The sequence below is a fragment of the Paenibacillus sp. RC73 genome, from assembly GCF_044908085.1.
In the GTDB taxonomy this organism is placed as follows: domain Bacteria; phylum Bacillota; class Bacilli; order Paenibacillales; family Paenibacillaceae; genus Paenibacillus; species Paenibacillus terrae_A.
This window is the reverse complement of sequence record NZ_JBIYCV010000002.1, coordinates 484051-498864: the sequence shown is the minus strand read 5'-3', so window position 1 is coordinate 498864 and position 14814 is coordinate 484051. Positions and strand designations below refer to the sequence as shown.

16 protein-coding genes and 1 other annotated feature are annotated in these 14814 nt (G+C 48.5%); of the genes, 3 read left to right on the top strand and 13 right to left on the bottom strand.

Features of this window, described 5'->3' with window-relative positions; genetic code table 11:
* Positions 1–128 precede the first annotated feature (128 nt).
* The 3 genes from prsW to ABH897_RS05905 form a co-directional block, all read right to left on the bottom strand.
* The gene (gene prsW, locus ABH897_RS05915; RefSeq protein WP_283652262.1) at positions 129–824 is read right to left on the bottom strand and encodes a glutamic-type intramembrane protease PrsW; all 696 of its coding nucleotides are present in this window, start codon (positions 822–824) and stop codon (positions 129–131) included.
* 87 nt (positions 825–911) lie between these two features.
* Entirely contained in the window at positions 912–1526 is a 615-nt protein-coding gene (locus tag ABH897_RS05910; RefSeq protein ID WP_283652263.1) for a genetic competence negative regulator, read from the bottom strand.
* A gap of 197 nt (positions 1527–1723) precedes the next feature.
* A complete protein-coding gene (locus tag ABH897_RS05905; RefSeq protein ID WP_283652264.1) occupies positions 1724–2101 on the bottom strand; it encodes a hypothetical protein in 378 nt (125 codons plus the stop codon).
* Positions 2102–2194: 93 nt separating this feature from the next.
* On the opposite strand from ABH897_RS05905, the gene ABH897_RS05900 reads away from it, so the two are divergent.
* Positions 2195–3121, top strand: coding sequence for a polysaccharide deacetylase family protein (locus ABH897_RS05900; protein WP_404518922.1), 927 nt, complete (start codon positions 2195–2197; stop codon positions 3119–3121).
* A gap of 158 nt (positions 3122–3279) precedes the next feature.
* Here ABH897_RS05900 and ABH897_RS05895 read toward each other — a convergent pair whose 3' ends face one another.
* Positions 3280–3615, bottom strand: a complete 336-nt coding sequence (locus ABH897_RS05895; protein ID WP_283652266.1) for a hypothetical protein — start codon at positions 3613–3615, stop codon at positions 3280–3282.
* A complete protein-coding gene (locus tag ABH897_RS05890; protein ID WP_283652267.1) occupies positions 3612–4199 on the bottom strand; it encodes a type II CAAX endopeptidase family protein in 588 nt (195 codons plus the stop codon). Before ABH897_RS05890 ends, ABH897_RS05895 begins: the two co-directional genes overlap by 4 nt.
* A gap of 184 nt (positions 4200–4383) precedes the next feature.
* Positions 4384–4634, top strand: a binding site (T-box leader).
* A gap of 261 nt (positions 4635–4895) precedes the next feature.
* On the opposite strand from ABH897_RS05890, the gene serA reads away from it, so the two are divergent.
* On the top strand, positions 4896–6488 hold the full coding sequence (gene serA / locus ABH897_RS05885) for a phosphoglycerate dehydrogenase (RefSeq protein WP_283652268.1): 1593 nt from the start codon (positions 4896–4898) through the stop codon (positions 6486–6488).
* Positions 6489–6703: 215 nt separating this feature from the next.
* Here serA and ABH897_RS05880 read toward each other — a convergent pair whose 3' ends face one another.
* The 6 genes from ABH897_RS05880 to ABH897_RS05855 form a co-directional block, all read right to left on the bottom strand.
* On the bottom strand, positions 6704–8158 hold the full coding sequence (locus tag ABH897_RS05880) for an ATP-binding protein (RefSeq protein WP_283652269.1): 1455 nt from the start codon (positions 8156–8158) through the stop codon (positions 6704–6706).
* A 1-nt stretch (position 8159) separates the two neighbouring features.
* On the bottom strand, positions 8160–8876 hold the full coding sequence (locus ABH897_RS05875; protein ID WP_014282126.1) for a response regulator transcription factor: 717 nt from the start codon (positions 8874–8876) through the stop codon (positions 8160–8162).
* Positions 8877–8986: 110 nt separating this feature from the next.
* Complete coding sequence (locus tag ABH897_RS05870; protein ID WP_025685819.1) at positions 8987–9745, bottom strand: pseudouridine synthase; 759 nt, start codon at positions 9743–9745, stop codon at positions 8987–8989.
* A 78-nt stretch (positions 9746–9823) separates the two neighbouring features.
* On the bottom strand, positions 9824–10354 hold the full coding sequence (locus ABH897_RS05865; protein WP_283652270.1) for a spore maturation protein: 531 nt from the start codon (positions 10352–10354) through the stop codon (positions 9824–9826).
* A 7-nt stretch (positions 10355–10361) separates the two neighbouring features.
* The gene (locus tag ABH897_RS05860; RefSeq protein ID WP_283652271.1) at positions 10362–11114 is read right to left on the bottom strand and encodes a nucleoside recognition domain-containing protein; all 753 of its coding nucleotides are present in this window, start codon (positions 11112–11114) and stop codon (positions 10362–10364) included.
* Positions 11115–11154: 40 nt separating this feature from the next.
* On the bottom strand, positions 11155–12417 hold the full coding sequence (locus tag ABH897_RS05855) for a D-alanyl-D-alanine carboxypeptidase family protein (protein WP_283652272.1): 1263 nt from the start codon (positions 12415–12417) through the stop codon (positions 11155–11157).
* A 210-nt stretch (positions 12418–12627) separates the two neighbouring features.
* Here ABH897_RS05855 and ABH897_RS05850 point away from each other — a divergent pair, with 210 nt between their 5' ends.
* The gene (locus ABH897_RS05850) at positions 12628–13344 is read left to right on the top strand and encodes a protein-glutamine gamma-glutamyltransferase (RefSeq protein ID WP_283652273.1); all 717 of its coding nucleotides are present in this window, start codon (positions 12628–12630) and stop codon (positions 13342–13344) included.
* An 88-nt stretch (positions 13345–13432) separates the two neighbouring features.
* On the opposite strand, the gene ytfJ is transcribed toward ABH897_RS05850, so the two are convergent.
* Together ytfJ and ABH897_RS05840 are read right to left on the bottom strand one after the other, a co-directional pair.
* Entirely contained in the window at positions 13433–13924 is a 492-nt protein-coding gene (gene ytfJ / locus ABH897_RS05845; protein ID WP_137063497.1) for a GerW family sporulation protein, read from the bottom strand.
* Between the two features lie 87 nt (positions 13925–14011).
* The gene (locus tag ABH897_RS05840) at positions 14012–14713 is read right to left on the bottom strand and encodes a DUF2953 domain-containing protein (protein ID WP_283652274.1); all 702 of its coding nucleotides are present in this window, start codon (positions 14711–14713) and stop codon (positions 14012–14014) included.
* Positions 14714–14814 lie beyond the last annotated feature (101 nt).

Sequence of the window (14814 nt, the reverse complement as noted above, 5' to 3'; positions counted from 1 at the left end):
CCTTGCTCCATCTGTCCTCTCAGTACGAAACGTTCACCACACCTTTTACAATGTATTCTCACTTTAATACGCAAAAAAAAGACACCTCTTTCTCTAACAGGTTTGTCAGATCAGTGTGCCCCAATTTGTTACAAATTAACCTTTCCTTCCCGTTTGAACAGTCGAAATGGAGAGCGGTTATTGGCCCTACTGATTTTCGCCATCCCTCCATACCAGAGGAATGCCATCAGAGGGATGATAAACCAGATCCAGTCATGCGAAATTGTCGTCAGAATCAGGTCATATATGCCATGCCAGAACCACGGAAGTACCAGTGACAGAAGCAACATATATTTGCTTTTCCAGTCCTCTGAAAACTTGGCCTTCCCCATGTAATAGCCCATCATGACTCCAAACATCGCATGACCGGATACTGGAAGCAATGATCTCATCAGCATCATACTAACAGAAGCGTGGCCTGCCCATGCGTACAACAGATTTTCAACGGTTGCAAATCCAAGCGAGATTGCGGCGGCATACAAAATACCGTCATAAGGTTCATCGAACTCGGTATGATTATATATAAAGTGGTACAGCAAAAACCATTTGAAAAACTCTTCCACTCCGGCCGAAATGCCGAACACCTGGATTAACGTGTTATCCCCCAGCCAAAGCAGCAACCCACGTTGAAAAATCATGACAGGCAGTACCATCAAAAAGCCGAGCAAAAACACTTTGATAACCATGTGCAGCGGCTCGGATTCATATCTGTCCTTCAAGTAAAAATACATTAATAAGGCGAGACCCGGCGCAGTTGCTGCCGCTAAAACAGAAAACAGAAGCACCGATCATCCCTCCATAAAAATGAGTCGGCCCTGCATTCAGCGCAGAGCCGACAATGTCACTTCGATATTACTTTTCTTTAAGCCTCATTAAGAGCGGCTGTCAAAATGATTGCAGATGACATCAATCGCCTGTTCAGGAATGACCAGCTTGCCATACTCCTCCAGCATTGCCGGTGTTACGGATGAGCCTTCCCCAAATTCAGCAAGAACCGCGATCAAGGCCGCAAGCTTGGGCTCTTCCACTTCTTCCGGTTCCAAGTGCAGAATCCATTTTCCTCTATAATGATACAGCTTACCTGCATCCGTGGTGTTACTACGGAGCATGTGAGCCGCTTCTATGAGTACTTCGAAATCGCTAAACGCGTAGACGATGGAATCGCTGTGCTCCAGCGTAACTTCCATTTCATATACTTCCTCCGGAAGCTCATCATCAGGACCCGAACCATATTGCTGGTGGTCGTATTTCCCACGAGTGACGATAACTACCATGCCCTGAGCAGGAAGCGCAAATACTTCGACAGCTAAAGGTCCCGTGGCGTCGAAGCCCAGCTCACTATATGCCTGATCCATCATTTCGGTGAACAGCTCATGGACTCTTGGAATCTCTTGCCACATGTCGTCTTTTTGAATACCGCGTTCGCTCAAATCGTCAAAGGTAAGGAAAATCCGTATCTTGTCCTGACTCAGTCTTTCTATTTTCATACTGGACCCTCCTCCTGGCAGCCGAGTGTTATTAACAGATTATGATGCATTTATGGTGCTTGTGAAGAAAATGGTTCTATGTAATCATGTTATCATTTTATAATCGTAAATGCACGAAATAAAAATGATAAAAAAAAGAATCATTTGAACGGCTTTTACAAAAAAGCCGCAAAATGATTCGGGATAGAGGTTCCGGGTTACAAACCCGGTACGGCTGTATGAGTTTCTTTCAGGATTTGCTCGACCTCACGCTTAACATCGGGACTGGTGCTGATAAAATCTTTAATCAGCTTCATATTTTCTTCTTTATTTTGGGCTGTATGGGCGCTATGAGCTGTCTTATCTGTTGTGGAACGGTGATCGTGGTCCTTATGGGTGTCTTGCTTGTTAAGCGTAATATCACCCATTCCGGGGAACGCCGCGTCCATCATTTTGGTACGGGCTTTTTGAACCAGATTACCGCCTTTTTTTCCATCCATGTCCATAGATAAGCCTAACATGCTGCGGTTTCGGGAGATCATAGCGCTCGCCACTGCGCCCAAAACGATTCCCAGGAAAAATGAAGATGTTTTCACAATTAGAACCTCCCTTTGTGGTAGAATCAAGCATAGTGTTCGTCAGCAGAGACAAACTCATACGGTATAAATACAGGAAGGTGAGATGAATTAATGGGTACAAAAACAGCAGCCATTTTGTTGACCGCATGTCTGCTGCTAAGTGCTTGCACTGCGGCCAAGCCGGAATCGGCAGCCACAAGCAATAACCAGACCCAGGCAACGTCTGAAACCAGTGACAACACAGACAAAGGGCAGGGCACAGCTTCTTCCCCAACCAACAGCAGTGAACAAGCAGGCAGTAATCATAGTAATAACTCAACAGCCCAAACAACGCTGCAAACTGGCAAGACCGTCGCCGACAGCAACGAGGCTACAAATTTAACGGCTACCGTTGACAAAACGTATCATTTGGACAAGGCTTACAACGTGGTTCCTAACCAACAAGGGGCGGAGAAAAAGGTTGTTTTACTGACCTTTGACGACGGACCCAAGGAAGCGGTCATGATCAACAAAATCATTGATATTCTGGACAAGCACAAGGCCAAAGCCATTTTCTTCGTAAACGGTTACCGCGTGAAGGAGCACCCTGAGCTGCTCAAGCTCATACATGACCGTAGGCAGCCTATTGGCAACCATAGCTGGGATCACATCGTGCTAAAGAACAAATCCGAGGCCGAAGTGAAAAAGCAAATTGAATCGGTGCAAAAAATTGTTGAGGATACAACGGGGCAAACGCCAGTGTTCTTCCGTCCTCCTCATGGTGCAGGTGGGGATGTCGGCCGCAAGGTCGCCAAGGAAAACGGACTTTTATATATGACATGGTCCGTTGGTTCGCTCGATTGGACAATGAAAAAGAGTCAGCCAAATAAAACCGATGCAATTCTCAAGAATGTAACGGAGCAATTGCATCCGGGCAGCAATATTTTAATGCATGAGCTGCCATGGACAGCAGAAGCGTTGGATAGCCTGTTGACCCATCTGGAGCAAAAGGGTTACCAATTTGTCGATCCACAAAGTATTGAGGTGCCTGCCAGCTAACAGGCCCTTGTGCTTCTATTACCGATCCTAAACGATTGCAAAAGAGCCTCCATTTCCCGCAAGTCATATAAGCGGGTAAGGAGGCTCTTTTAGTATACCGTTTGCAGTGCCTGTGCCTGTAAATAACTCTACTCACAAGCGACCACACAGGTTTAAAATTACCAGAGCATTTTACTAATGGGCGGTGCCCCTTTGATGCCCCACCACAGCAATGCTGCTGTAATGAGCACAAAAAGTGTGCTCAAAAAATTTAAAAACCACTTGCTCACCCGGATACGGCGGGACGGAAACATTTCTGCCCGTGTCCGGTACTCGCTGACAGGAGCATCCTCCTCCATCGTCACAGCAACTTCCCGTGCAGCAGCAACGTGAGCCAATTCCGGTGCGGGCCGTGAAGCACGGGAGCGAACCGGTTTTGGACTGTTTTCTTCCTTGCTCTTGCGTCCATTTCGGCGGCTGCCGTAAGTCTGCACTCTGCTAAGTTCCTGATTCATGCTTCATACCTCCGAAAACGTAGCGCCAAACCGGATATGAGGTCAATCACAAAATGACAAATAATCGGCGCCCACAGGCTACCGGTCTGCACGTATATGTAGCCCAAACCGTAACTGCTCAGAAAAACCCAGCCTGTTGGAATCCAATGCCGCAAATACCGGATGTGGATGACCGCAAACAAGATACTTGTCCAGTAAGGCCCAAAGCTGTACTGAATCGCCCCTCTGAACAATAGTTCCTCACAGATCGAAACGATGGCTGCTATACATACAATATGCCAGATGGGGCGGTTTTGAAACAGCATCTGGTTAATGCCCCCGTCATCCATAGCATCCTCGGGCATAACCCGAGACAGGAGCAGGTCCACCAGCAGCATAGCCGCAGCCAGTCCCAACCCCCACCATAAAACATGCAGACTGTTCGGCCACGCAAACAACTCCAGCACATTTCTTTTCTGAAAAATAATCCAGATTGCCCCGACTATCAGGGTCAGTCCCTGGGTTAGATACAAATTGTAAAGCAGCAAGCGGTCATTCAATTCATGAATTTGCGCTCTTTTCCATTTCACTTTAAGCTTTTTCATAGTAGTTAGTCCTCTGCATAGTCTTCTTAAGCATCATAGCCAAAAAGTCGAACGGATTCAAGAAGGCTTAAAACTTATTATTCTGCATTCTGCAGCTATGTATCTAGCCCGGTGTCCACGCATGTCACATGTCCTATTGACATGTCCATGTAAGCCATGATACATTATGAAAAAATTATTAGCGACAACAACAATGATGGAGAAAAGGTATTGATTTCGTCTTCAGAGAGCCGGTGCTTGGGTGGAAGCCGGTGACGGAGTAATTACTTTTAGCGCTCCTGAGTTATTGCACCGAAGCCTCGGGATGATTCCCGGCATTAGATGCAATCGGCAGAAAACCGTTATCCTTTCGGTCATATTTATGACCGCTGAAGGCAGTCCGTTGTGAAACGGCTGCGAATTAGGGTGGTACCACGATAAACTCTCGTCCCTTACTATGGAGATAGTATGTGATTCGGGAGTTTTTTTGATGCCCGCAAACCGCAAAGCGGTTCTGCATATGACCTTTTTAACCGTCAACTTGGTGCCAAATGCTATTTTACCCCTTTTCTGCGTCAATGCGTTATCACGTTAGTGCTGTCTGCGATCTTCTGTTTTTCAGAAGCATCTCAAGTTTTTTTCACGTTCTTTATGGAATGTATTTCAGTTGAAGTACATCCTGTCCATAAAAGAAGTTAACTTTGAGGAGGAAACCAAATGTTTAAAGTTTTAGTATCCGATCCGATCAGTGACCTGGGCATCCAGCAACTGATGGATGCAGACGATGTAACGGTAGACAAGAACACAGGTCTCAGCGAGGACGAATTAGTTCAAATTATTGGTGACTATGATGCACTGCTTGTTCGTAGCCAAACCCGGGTAACAGAACGCATTATGACGGCAGGTAAGAACCTCAAGGTTGTCGGACGCGCTGGTGTCGGAGTGGACAATATTGATCTGGAAGCAGCAACACAACGCGGAATTATCGTCATTAACGCCCCTGACGGCAACACAATTACGACATGTGAGCATACTTTTGCCATGATGATGGCTCTGGCGCGTCATATTCCACAGGCGTATGCCAAAACCATCAGCGGTACATGGGATCGTAAAACATTCCTCGGTGTTGAGCTGCGTAACAAAACGCTTGGCGTACTCGGTATGGGACGCATCGGCAGCGAGGTGGCCAAACGTGCCAAAGCCTTCGGCATGAGCATCCTCGGCTATGATCCGTTTCTGACGGAAGAACGCGCCGAGAAGCTGGGCATCAAGTTGGCAAGTGTGGACGAAATTATCCGCAACGCGGATTTCATGACGGTACACACACCGTTAACACCGGAAACGAAGCATATGATTGCCCGTCCGCAGTTTGAAGTGATGAAAAAAGGGATGCGTATCATCAACTGTGCCCGCGGCGGCGTTGTCGATGAAATGGCTCTCGTTGAAGCCATTGATGAAGGCATCGTTGCCGGCGCAGCCTTTGACGTATTCGAATCGGAGCCGCCAGCACAGGATCACCCTTTCCTGAGCCATCCGAAAATTATCGTTACTCCGCATCTGGGTGCATCCACGGTAGAAGCTCAGGAGAATGTAGCGATCGACGTATCCGAGCAGGTGCTGCACATTTTGCGTGATGAGCCGTTCAAAAATGCGGTCAACATGCCTCCGGTGCCATCCAATGTGATGACGCAATTGCAGCCTTATTTCTCGCTTGGCGAGAAGCTGGGCAGCTTTGCCGCTCAAGTGACGAATCAGGCTGTACGTGAAATCCAGGTGGATTACGCAGGTGATCTGTCTTCTGTAGATACACAACCACTGACACGTTATATCTTGAAAGGTGTGCTCAGTCGCCATCTGGGCAGCGATGTTAACATTGTAAACTCTGTCCACCTTGCCAAAACACGTGACATCCATCTTGTCGTGTCTCAGGCTCCGGCTACCAAGGGCTTTACCAACCTGATCACCGTCACGCTCAAAACGCAAAGCGGAGAGGAGCAACGTGTAGCAGGTACCCTGCTCGCAGGCTATGGCGAACGTATCGTCCGGTTGAACCAGTTCCCGGTGGACGTGGCACCAGAAGCGCATTTCCTGCTCATCTCCCACAATGACAAACCCGGCATTATCGGGCGCGTCGGCACTCTGCTCGGGGAGAACGGCGTGAATATCGCCTCCATGCAGGTAGGACGTAAAATTGTCGGTGGTGAAGCCATCATGATTCTGACCGTTGATAAAGCCGTTCCTAAAGACGTGCTGATCCAACTGGTTGGCTTGCCTGATCTGAATACCGCTCAAGAAGTGGTACTCGATTAATGATCAGCAGCGTTAGAGCATGTTAACATGCTCTTGCTTTAATAACAGCGGCGCCCGGCGAACCGGGCGTCTTTTTTATATATCCATAACCATCATTTGACGCACCTGTTTTGGAAGCTGAATGTTCCACGTTGAACAAGATAAATGTTGATTTTTCAACAAAAAGCACCCTCTTCCGAGGATGCCTGCGAACCGGGGTATATTCTGCTGTTGGCTTATAAACCCTGTTGCAGAGCCCGACTTTGTTTTTTGGAGATCGGCAGCAAAATAGTGAACTCCGTCCCTTCTCCCAATACGCTGGCAGCAGTGACAGAGCCTCCGTGAGCCTCCACAATATTTTTGACAATCGCAAGCCCCAGACCGGTTCCTTTGTCCACGCCCCGCACTCTGGCCTTGTCTGCCTTGTAAAAGCGGTCAAAAATATAAGGCAGGTCCTCACTGGCAATGCCCACACCTTCATCCTTAATCCGAATGCGAATCAGCTCATGCCGTTCCCCCAAAATCTGATCGGCACTAATGGTAACACTTTTTCCGCCGGGCGTATGCCTGAACGCATTATCTAACAAGTTGGTCAGCACCTGCTCCAATCGGTCTTCGTCTGCTTCAGGTAGCAGTAGATGCTGACCTTGCTCATGATAATCGAGCGTCAGCCCCTGTTCCTTTGAGCGCACCGTAAATTTACGGTGAACACGCTCGATCAGTTCATTGACATCCACTTCCTGACGGTGCATGTCTGTATGCCCTGCCTCCATTCGAGCCAGATCTAGCAGATCCTTTACCAGTCTTCCCATACGCAACGATTCATCATGAATGACCCGCACCAATTCCTCGGATTCTTCTGGTGAACCAGCCATTCCATCGAGCAAGGCCTCGCTGTAGCCCTGCATCATGGAAAGCGGTGTACGAATTTCATGGGACACATTAGCGACAAAGTCACTCCGCATCTTCTCCAGCTTGACTTCCTCCGTGATATCTCTGAGTACAGCGACAGCGCCACGAATTACATTATCCGTGTACAACGGCGCCATTTGTACCGACCATGAGCCCTGTTTTACATGAATATAGTCCCCGCCGTCCTCTCCCCTGTCCATAACGGTGTGGAACAACGGCAGCAACGGCCCAGGTACAGACACTCCGAATTCCTCCTGATCATGCTCTTGCCACTCCAGCTTTTTCCAGCTATCCAGCAGACTTTGCGCAGGCGGATTCGTTAAAATGATTTGTCCGCTTCTGTCGAAGGTCATTACAGCATCAGACATGCTTCTCAGCACGCTGGACAGATGATTCTTCTCCTCATTCAGACTGCGGATCGTCGCTTCCAGCTCCGTAGACATATGATTAAAAGTTTTCGCCAGTTCGCCAATCTCGTCACTCGTTACCAGCGAAAGCCGTGTATCATATCTTCCCTCACGGATCGCATTCGCCGCCTGAATCAACAGCTGCATAGGCTGCGTGATTTTAGTAAAAAGAAACAGAGCAAAAAAAGTCGTAAGTAAAAAGCCGACAATGCATGTATAGGTGAATAAATGCTTGATTTCCGTCGATTCATATGCGGCGAAATTCCTGTTGATGTAAGGCAACAAAAAAAGTCCCAGAAAAATAAGCACACAGCCTACCAGACAAATGATGGTGATCCACAGCTTGCCTACCAGCGATCTCCAGAAGCTCACGTTATTTTGGAACCTCCAGCTTGTAGCCGACACCCCAAACCGTTGTAATCATAGCCGCTGCCTCCGGTGATACTTTGTTCAGCTTTTCACGAAGCCGTTTGACATGTGTATCCACCGTGCGTAGATCACCAAAAAATTCATAATTCCATACGTCTTTTAGCAGCTCTTCGCGCGAAAACACCTTGTCCGGCGATACAGCCAAATAATGCAGCAGCTCGTACTCTTTAGGTGTGAGACTGATTTCAATCCCGCCTGCACTTACACGATGCGCATCATGCTCAATAATAAGATTCGGAAAAACAATGCTGTTGCTCGGCACCGTCTCCTTGGTCAAAAAAGCAGTTTCTGACGAACGGCGTAAAATCGCCTTCACCCGATAAATCACCTCACGCGGGCTAAAAGGCTTGACCACATAATCATCGGCTCCGACTTCAAAACCCTGTACGCGGTTTACTTCCTCGCCTTTGGCGGTCAGCATGATCACAGGTGTAGCTTTGGTCTGACGCAGACGTGTGCAAACTTCAATTCCATCCATGCCCGGTAACATCACATCGAGCAGAATAATGCTGTAATCGCTTGCAGTCGCTTTCTGGAGTGCAATTTCGCCATCCTCAGCTTCATCAATTTCATATCCTTCTTTTTCCAGATACATCCGCAGAAGGCGGCGAATGCGTTCTTCATCATCTACAATTAATATGCGGTTGCTTTGTTCTGACATATTCCCAGCCCCTTCGTTAAAAAAAGCATTCTCTCTATTTTACTATTTTCCCGTGTCCGGTCAAACCTTACTCTGTTCATTCAGCTCTCTTTACACCAAAAAGGCCGGGGTTATGACCCCCGTCCTGTCCGTTTCTTTTTCGTGTTGTCTGACTGTGCAAGTTGAATGAGACGGTTGATTTCGTCCTTGGTGAGGGGTCTCGTCAGACCGCGCTTCAAATTTTGCAGCAAAAGATCGCCGAAGGCAATACGTTTAAGCTTGATGACCGGATGGGAAATGGCCTCAAACATTCGTCTGACCTGACGGTTTCTGCCTTCATAAATGGTAATCTGGATTACAGACTCTTTGCCGTTCGGGTCCACATCCTTGTATTCTACCTCAGCGGGTGCGGTAATACCATCCTCCAGCACGATCCCTTTTTTCAGCTTGTCCAGCTCGGTTCCGTGCGGAACGCCTTTGACTGTCGCTACATACGTCTTGGGCACATGATGCTTCGGATGGGTGAGCAGATTGGCGAACTCGCCATCATTGGTGAGCAACAACAGCCCTTCAGTATCGTAATCAAGACGACCTACCGGATATACGCGCTCCTTAACGCCTTTCAGATAGTCGGACACGATTTTACGGCCTTCCGGATCGGAAGCGCTCGTAATCACGCCTTTAGGCTTGTTCATCATTAAATAGATTTTTTTCTCGGTTTTGATAGGTCTACCCTTTACCGTAATTATATCCTGATCAGGGTCTGCCTTCGTTCCCAGCTCTGTTACGGTAACCCCGTTCACTTCCACGCTACCCGCCTGAATAAGCTCCTCACATTTACGTCGGGAAGCTACACCAGCCTGGGCCAGTATTTTCTGCAATCTTTCCATGTTCGCTAATTCACCTCATGCTAATGATACCCATCCATGAACAAAATCACAACCCCCGTTCACAAATCAATGCAGGAATCAAAATACAAGCAGGCAAATCGCAATCGCTGCCACAAAACCGACCACGTCTGAAAACAGCCCCACCTTCAAGGCATAACGCCCATTTCGGATACCTACCGCGCCAAAATATACAGTCAGTACATAGAGTGTCGTATCTGTGCTGCCCTGAATCGTCGAAGCAATGCGACCGATCATGGAGTCCGGGCCATACGTGCGGATCAGATCCGTCGTAAACGCAAGCGAGCCGGTGCCCGTCAACGGGCGCAACAGTCCTAATGGCAGTACCTCACCAGGTACGCCCCAGCTTTTGATCCATGGCGTTACCCAGGATATCAAGTAATCCAGAGCGCCGGACGCTCGAAAAATGCTGATAGCCACCATCATGCCTACGAGATGAGGAATGATACTGATGGCCGTAGAGAAGCCGTCTTTGGCTCCATCCACAAAGGAATCGTAGACCGGTACCTTTTTGGCATAAGCATATAAAGGAATAAAGGCAAGAATAACCGGAATGGCCCAAGTCGATACGAGATTAATGAGATAAAGCATGCCTCCCTCATCCTTTCCAAGTGGTGTTTCTGCCCTTGGCAGCCGTCATTCCTGATCCCTGAGCGGCAGGTGAAGAAACGGGCGGTGTAGCCGGAGAGGACGCAGCTACTGGCGTGCCCTGTGGTGCCTGTGTTTTCTGTGGCGGCAATGATGATGTGGAAGGTGGACTGGCCGGAGGACGACGTAACTCCCGGCTACGGTACCAGCGATCCGCCGCAATCGCGGCAAAGGTGGCTATTGCAGTCGCCACCAGCGTTGTCCCAACGATTTCTGTCGGATTTGCGGAATGATAATTGAGCCGGATCGCGATCAGCGTGGTTGGAATAAGCGTAATGCTGGCCGTGTTCAAAGCAAGCAGCGTGCACATAGCGGGTGTAGCGGTCTGCTTGTCGGGATTGAGCGATTGCAGCTCTTGCATCGCCTTGATGCCCATCGGGGTCGCCGCATTTCCCAGCCCGAGCAGGTTAGCGCTCATATTGGACAAGATATACCCCATTGCCGGATGATTACGCGGAACATCAGGAAACAGAAAGGCTACAAACGGGGCGAGCAGTTTGGATATTTTCTGCAAAAGCCCACCATCCTCCGCCAGCTTCATCATACCCATCCAGAATACAAGCACACTAATCAGTCCAAAGCATACCGTAACGCCCGTGGCCGCCCCATCAAATGCCGCCTTGGTCACCACTTCAATATTTCCCTGCGCGGCGGCAAACACAAATCCAATACAAATCAGGGCCACCCATATGAGATGAATCAAGGCCGATCCCTCCCTTTCACCGATGAATGTAACCTAACCCCTATGCTCCGAACAGATTTCTTAAAATTTCGCTCCATCCGCTCGTCCAGGTACGCTTTTGGATGCTACGGCTTGCAGGAGCTTGGGCAGTCGGAATTTCCTGTTGTGGCTGTACTGTGCTTCGGGCGGGCAGCAAGCTGCCTTTGTCATACACAGGAACGGAGCCAATAAGCTTGCCTTCCAGCAGGAACTCGACACGTCCCCGCAAACCGAAGGATACGTCAGCTCTGTTAGACTTGGCCTTTTTATACAGGACCAGTCTTTTGTGCAGCTGCGCCTTCTCCCCATCATGCAGAGGATAGGCAAAGCTTGTGCCTGTCAGCAGCGGATAACCGTCAATCGGCTGCTGCTTGTCCGTAATCGGAATGAGCGGATAATATCGGAAACCGTAGTCGAGCATACGGGCATGATCGTTCCAATCGTCTCCATCATTTAAGGTAACAGCGGCAAGCTGGCGACCGTCCCGTGTAGCTGAGCTGACCAGACAGCGAAACGCTTTTTTCGTAAAACCCGTTTTCACACCATCAGCTCCCTCATAGAGCCTCAGCATCTTGTTCTTGTTATGCCATGAATAATCCCATGATTCATTCGGATTAGGCGCTTTTTTTAACTCCGTCTTCACAATGCGGGCAAAGGTCGGATTATGCAGCGCATAAGCGGTAAGCCGGGCCATATCATTGGCAGAGGAATAGTGCCCCTCGGCATCCAGTCCATGCGGATTAGCAAAGTGGGAATGGCTTAGTCCAAGCTCAACCGCCTTCTCATTCATCAAATGAACAAATCCTTCCTCCGTCCCTCCTACATGCTCAGCAATGGCGGAAGCCGCATCGTTACCGGAACGGAGCATCAAGCCGTACAGCATATTTTCCAGTGTCATTTGTTCACCCTTTTGGAGAAAAAGCGAGGAACCCTCTTTGGCAAAAGCCGTCGGACTCACCTTTACCGGATCCTGCAAGCGTCCATGTTCGATGGCTACGATCGCGGTCATAATTTTGGTGAGACTGGCAATACGCAGCTCTCGGTCACCCTCGGCAGAGTATATGATTCTTCCTGATGTGACATCAATTAGAGATGAAGCCTGTGCATGTGTAGTAAAAGCAGGTGGGAATTCCTCCTTTTTCACTGCTCCCCAAGCAGCCTGCGGACTCAGCAGTGTGAGCGGCAATGTCAAGACGAGCAGCAGTGCCAGCGGCAACACAAAAACGCGTGTCTTGGGCAAAAGCTGGCTGTGGCCCGTTTGGATTGTTGGCTTTCTTTTAAACATTTGGATTCCTCCGGTTTTGAACAAGTCTTGTACCATTCTATGTCCAAGCTGTTCAAAGTATGTCCACCTTTATAGCAGAAAATCCCTCCAGAGATAATGGTGTACCGTCCCTCTCTTCCGCTTACTTTTTGAAGGAAACCAGGCAACTTGCACTCCAGATGACATATATATAATAGTTACTAAACTTGATGAGTGAATGGAGGTTACCACATGCAGCGGCAACAGTTTGAAACGATCTTAAGAGCCCGGATTGTTGAGGCAGCTGAAGCCTTGAATCGAAGCGGTGTATCCTTCGCCACCTTTGATACAGCACGCAGCAACGAGCAATTTTGGGAATTGACGGACAAAGGCGGATTTCAGATTAAAGCAGGTATCACTCCGGCGCAGGGGATCAGGGATATTTTTGTGAATGGGCATAAATATGCCTTTGAGTGTGCGACAGCTATGGTCATTGTGCTCTACAAAGGAGTGCTGGATTCCATTCTGGAAAGTGAATTTAATCGGATTTTTGCCGATATGCTGCTGTATGATTGGCACTATGACAGTGATCTCAGACTCATACAGGAGCAAGGGAGTCACAATGCTGTTCCTGGCGATATTCTGTATTTCAACAATCCTGATGTATCACCCGAAACGCCGGAGTGGAAAGGAGAAAATGTTGTCAAGCTAAGGGAAGATTCGTTTTATGGTCATGGGATTGGCATCCACACAGCGCAAGGCATCATCGACTCCCTCAATCGTCATCGACGACCAGGGGCCACCACTTCTGCTTATTTGACAAATGAAGTGATCTACCCCGATTTTGCCTATCTGTCGCAGTTTGCCCCTGAAGGAAACCGGGAAGAAGAAATTGCGCTGAGCCCTTCACAAGAGCACCCTCCCGGTATACATGCGAGCATTGGTGGAAGACAGTATATCCGTGCATAAAAGTATTATGGTTAAGTGTATGTAAAAAAGAGGGTGTTCCTTAGCCAGTAGCTGACTTTGGAATACCCTCCTGTGCTAAAAATAACCGTTACAAAGAAGCTGGGCCAGTGTGATTGTGATCTGTGTTAACATCTACCGGGACCTGTGGAGGCGGAGTATGCATATCCACGTCGGCATTCCGGAAGATAGATTGGACTTTATCAATCAGGTATGGTGTAGAGTCGATCAATTTTTCAATCAGATGAGTCTGATTATCCAGCGGAACGATTTGTGCACCTTGTTTGCCAACAACCAAAAAAGCGATTGGATGAATGGATACCCCGCCACCGCTACCGCCACCAAAAGGATGTCCTTCCTTGCCGCTGTGAGCACCTGACGACGAGGATGTATGAAGTGCCTCTTCATCTACATTAAAATCGCTGCCCCCGGCTGCGAAGCCAAATCCCACCTTACTAATCGGCAAAATAACGGAACCATCGGGTGTTTCCACCGCGTCTCCCACAATCGTATTCACATCCACCATGGCTTTGATGTTCTCCATCGCGGTTTGCATGAGCCCTTGAATCGGGTGATCTGACATGATTATTCCTCCTCTGCTTTGTTCAAGCGTAGACTGCCTTTTCTTTCGCTATTGTGCGCAGGGGTTCAAGGAAATATGTATGGCTCATTATTCCTCATGCTTTACTGGTTTCTTGGAGAATACCCGTTTCCACGCCTCTGGACCGCCTGGTACGCGCCATATGCGGTAAGCCAACATAAGCATCGAATAAACGGCATAACCCAGTGAAATACTTGCCTCACAGGTCAAAGTGGTAGTAAAACGCAGGCGATCCACCCAATAGGGCACGACAAACAGCTTGGGTGTGCAGTTCATGCGCACAAAGCTGGAGGCAAAACCGATCAGTGACGTTTTCAGCCCCCACAGAATACCGGTAGAGGTAGCCGTATAAGCAGCGTCAGCAAGACTGATATTGGTGGACCATTCCATTTTCGACATCGTCACATGGGCTAGCGTATGACGTATCCATCGACGGAAGGACCGCGTTCCTTTCAGAAGTATCCGAACATCGTGTATAAATCGCTTAATTTTCTCTTTATCGATGGTGCCGCTGTCAATGGTGGCATCGGTTTTATGTATGTTTTTGTTGCGATCGAGTCGATAGAGAAGCCCTTTTTGCAAACCTGCCAGCAGAATAGCCGGAATGTCATAATTTATTTTAATCCACCCGTACAGAAATCTGATCTCCAGATGCGCCCGGTCATCATTATCATGCTTGGCAATATCCAGCTTCAATCGGATACGGGAGAGCAGAACAGCCAGCACAAGTAACAAAACGACGATGATGGCGATACCGATCCATTTCCACACTGGCGAGTCCTCCCTGCCTTTTTTCTCCATGGATATACCATGGCAAAAATAGTATGGCCCTTCGCCCGGAAAACATGCATCCTGAAACGCTAAACAGCCAG

Bases quoted from the DNA above. Each gene is read 5' to 3' on its own strand.
- ABH897_RS05850 (WP_283652273.1), top strand. From the start codon at position 12,628: ATGCAGCGGCAACAGTTTGAAACGATCTTAAGAGCCCGGATTGTTGAG.
- ABH897_RS05910 (WP_283652263.1), bottom strand. From the start codon at position 1,526: ATGAAAATAGAAAGACTGAGTCAGGACAAGATACGGATTTTCCTTACC.
- ABH897_RS05890 (WP_283652267.1), bottom strand. From the start codon at position 4,199: ATGAAAAAGCTTAAAGTGAAATGGAAAAGAGCGCAAATTCATGAATTG.
- serA (WP_283652268.1), top strand. From the start codon at position 4,896: ATGTTTAAAGTTTTAGTATCCGATCCGATCAGTGACCTGGGCATCCAG.
- ABH897_RS05865 (WP_283652270.1), bottom strand. From the start codon at position 10,354: ATGCTTTATCTCATTAATCTCGTATCGACTTGGGCCATTCCGGTTATT.
- ABH897_RS05855 (WP_283652272.1), bottom strand. From the start codon at position 12,417: ATGTTTAAAAGAAAGCCAACAATCCAAACGGGCCACAGCCAGCTTTTG.
- ABH897_RS05870 (WP_025685819.1), bottom strand. From the start codon at position 9,745: ATGGAAAGATTGCAGAAAATACTGGCCCAGGCTGGTGTAGCTTCCCGA.
- ABH897_RS05875 (WP_014282126.1), bottom strand. From the start codon at position 8,876: ATGTCAGAACAAAGCAACCGCATATTAATTGTAGATGATGAAGAACGC.
- ytfJ (WP_137063497.1), bottom strand. From the start codon at position 13,924: ATGTCAGATCACCCGATTCAAGGGCTCATGCAAACCGCGATGGAGAAC.
- ABH897_RS05895 (WP_283652266.1), bottom strand. From the start codon at position 3,615: ATGAATCAGGAACTTAGCAGAGTGCAGACTTACGGCAGCCGCCGAAAT.
- ABH897_RS05900 (WP_404518922.1), top strand. From the start codon at position 2,195: ATGGGTACAAAAACAGCAGCCATTTTGTTGACCGCATGTCTGCTGCTA.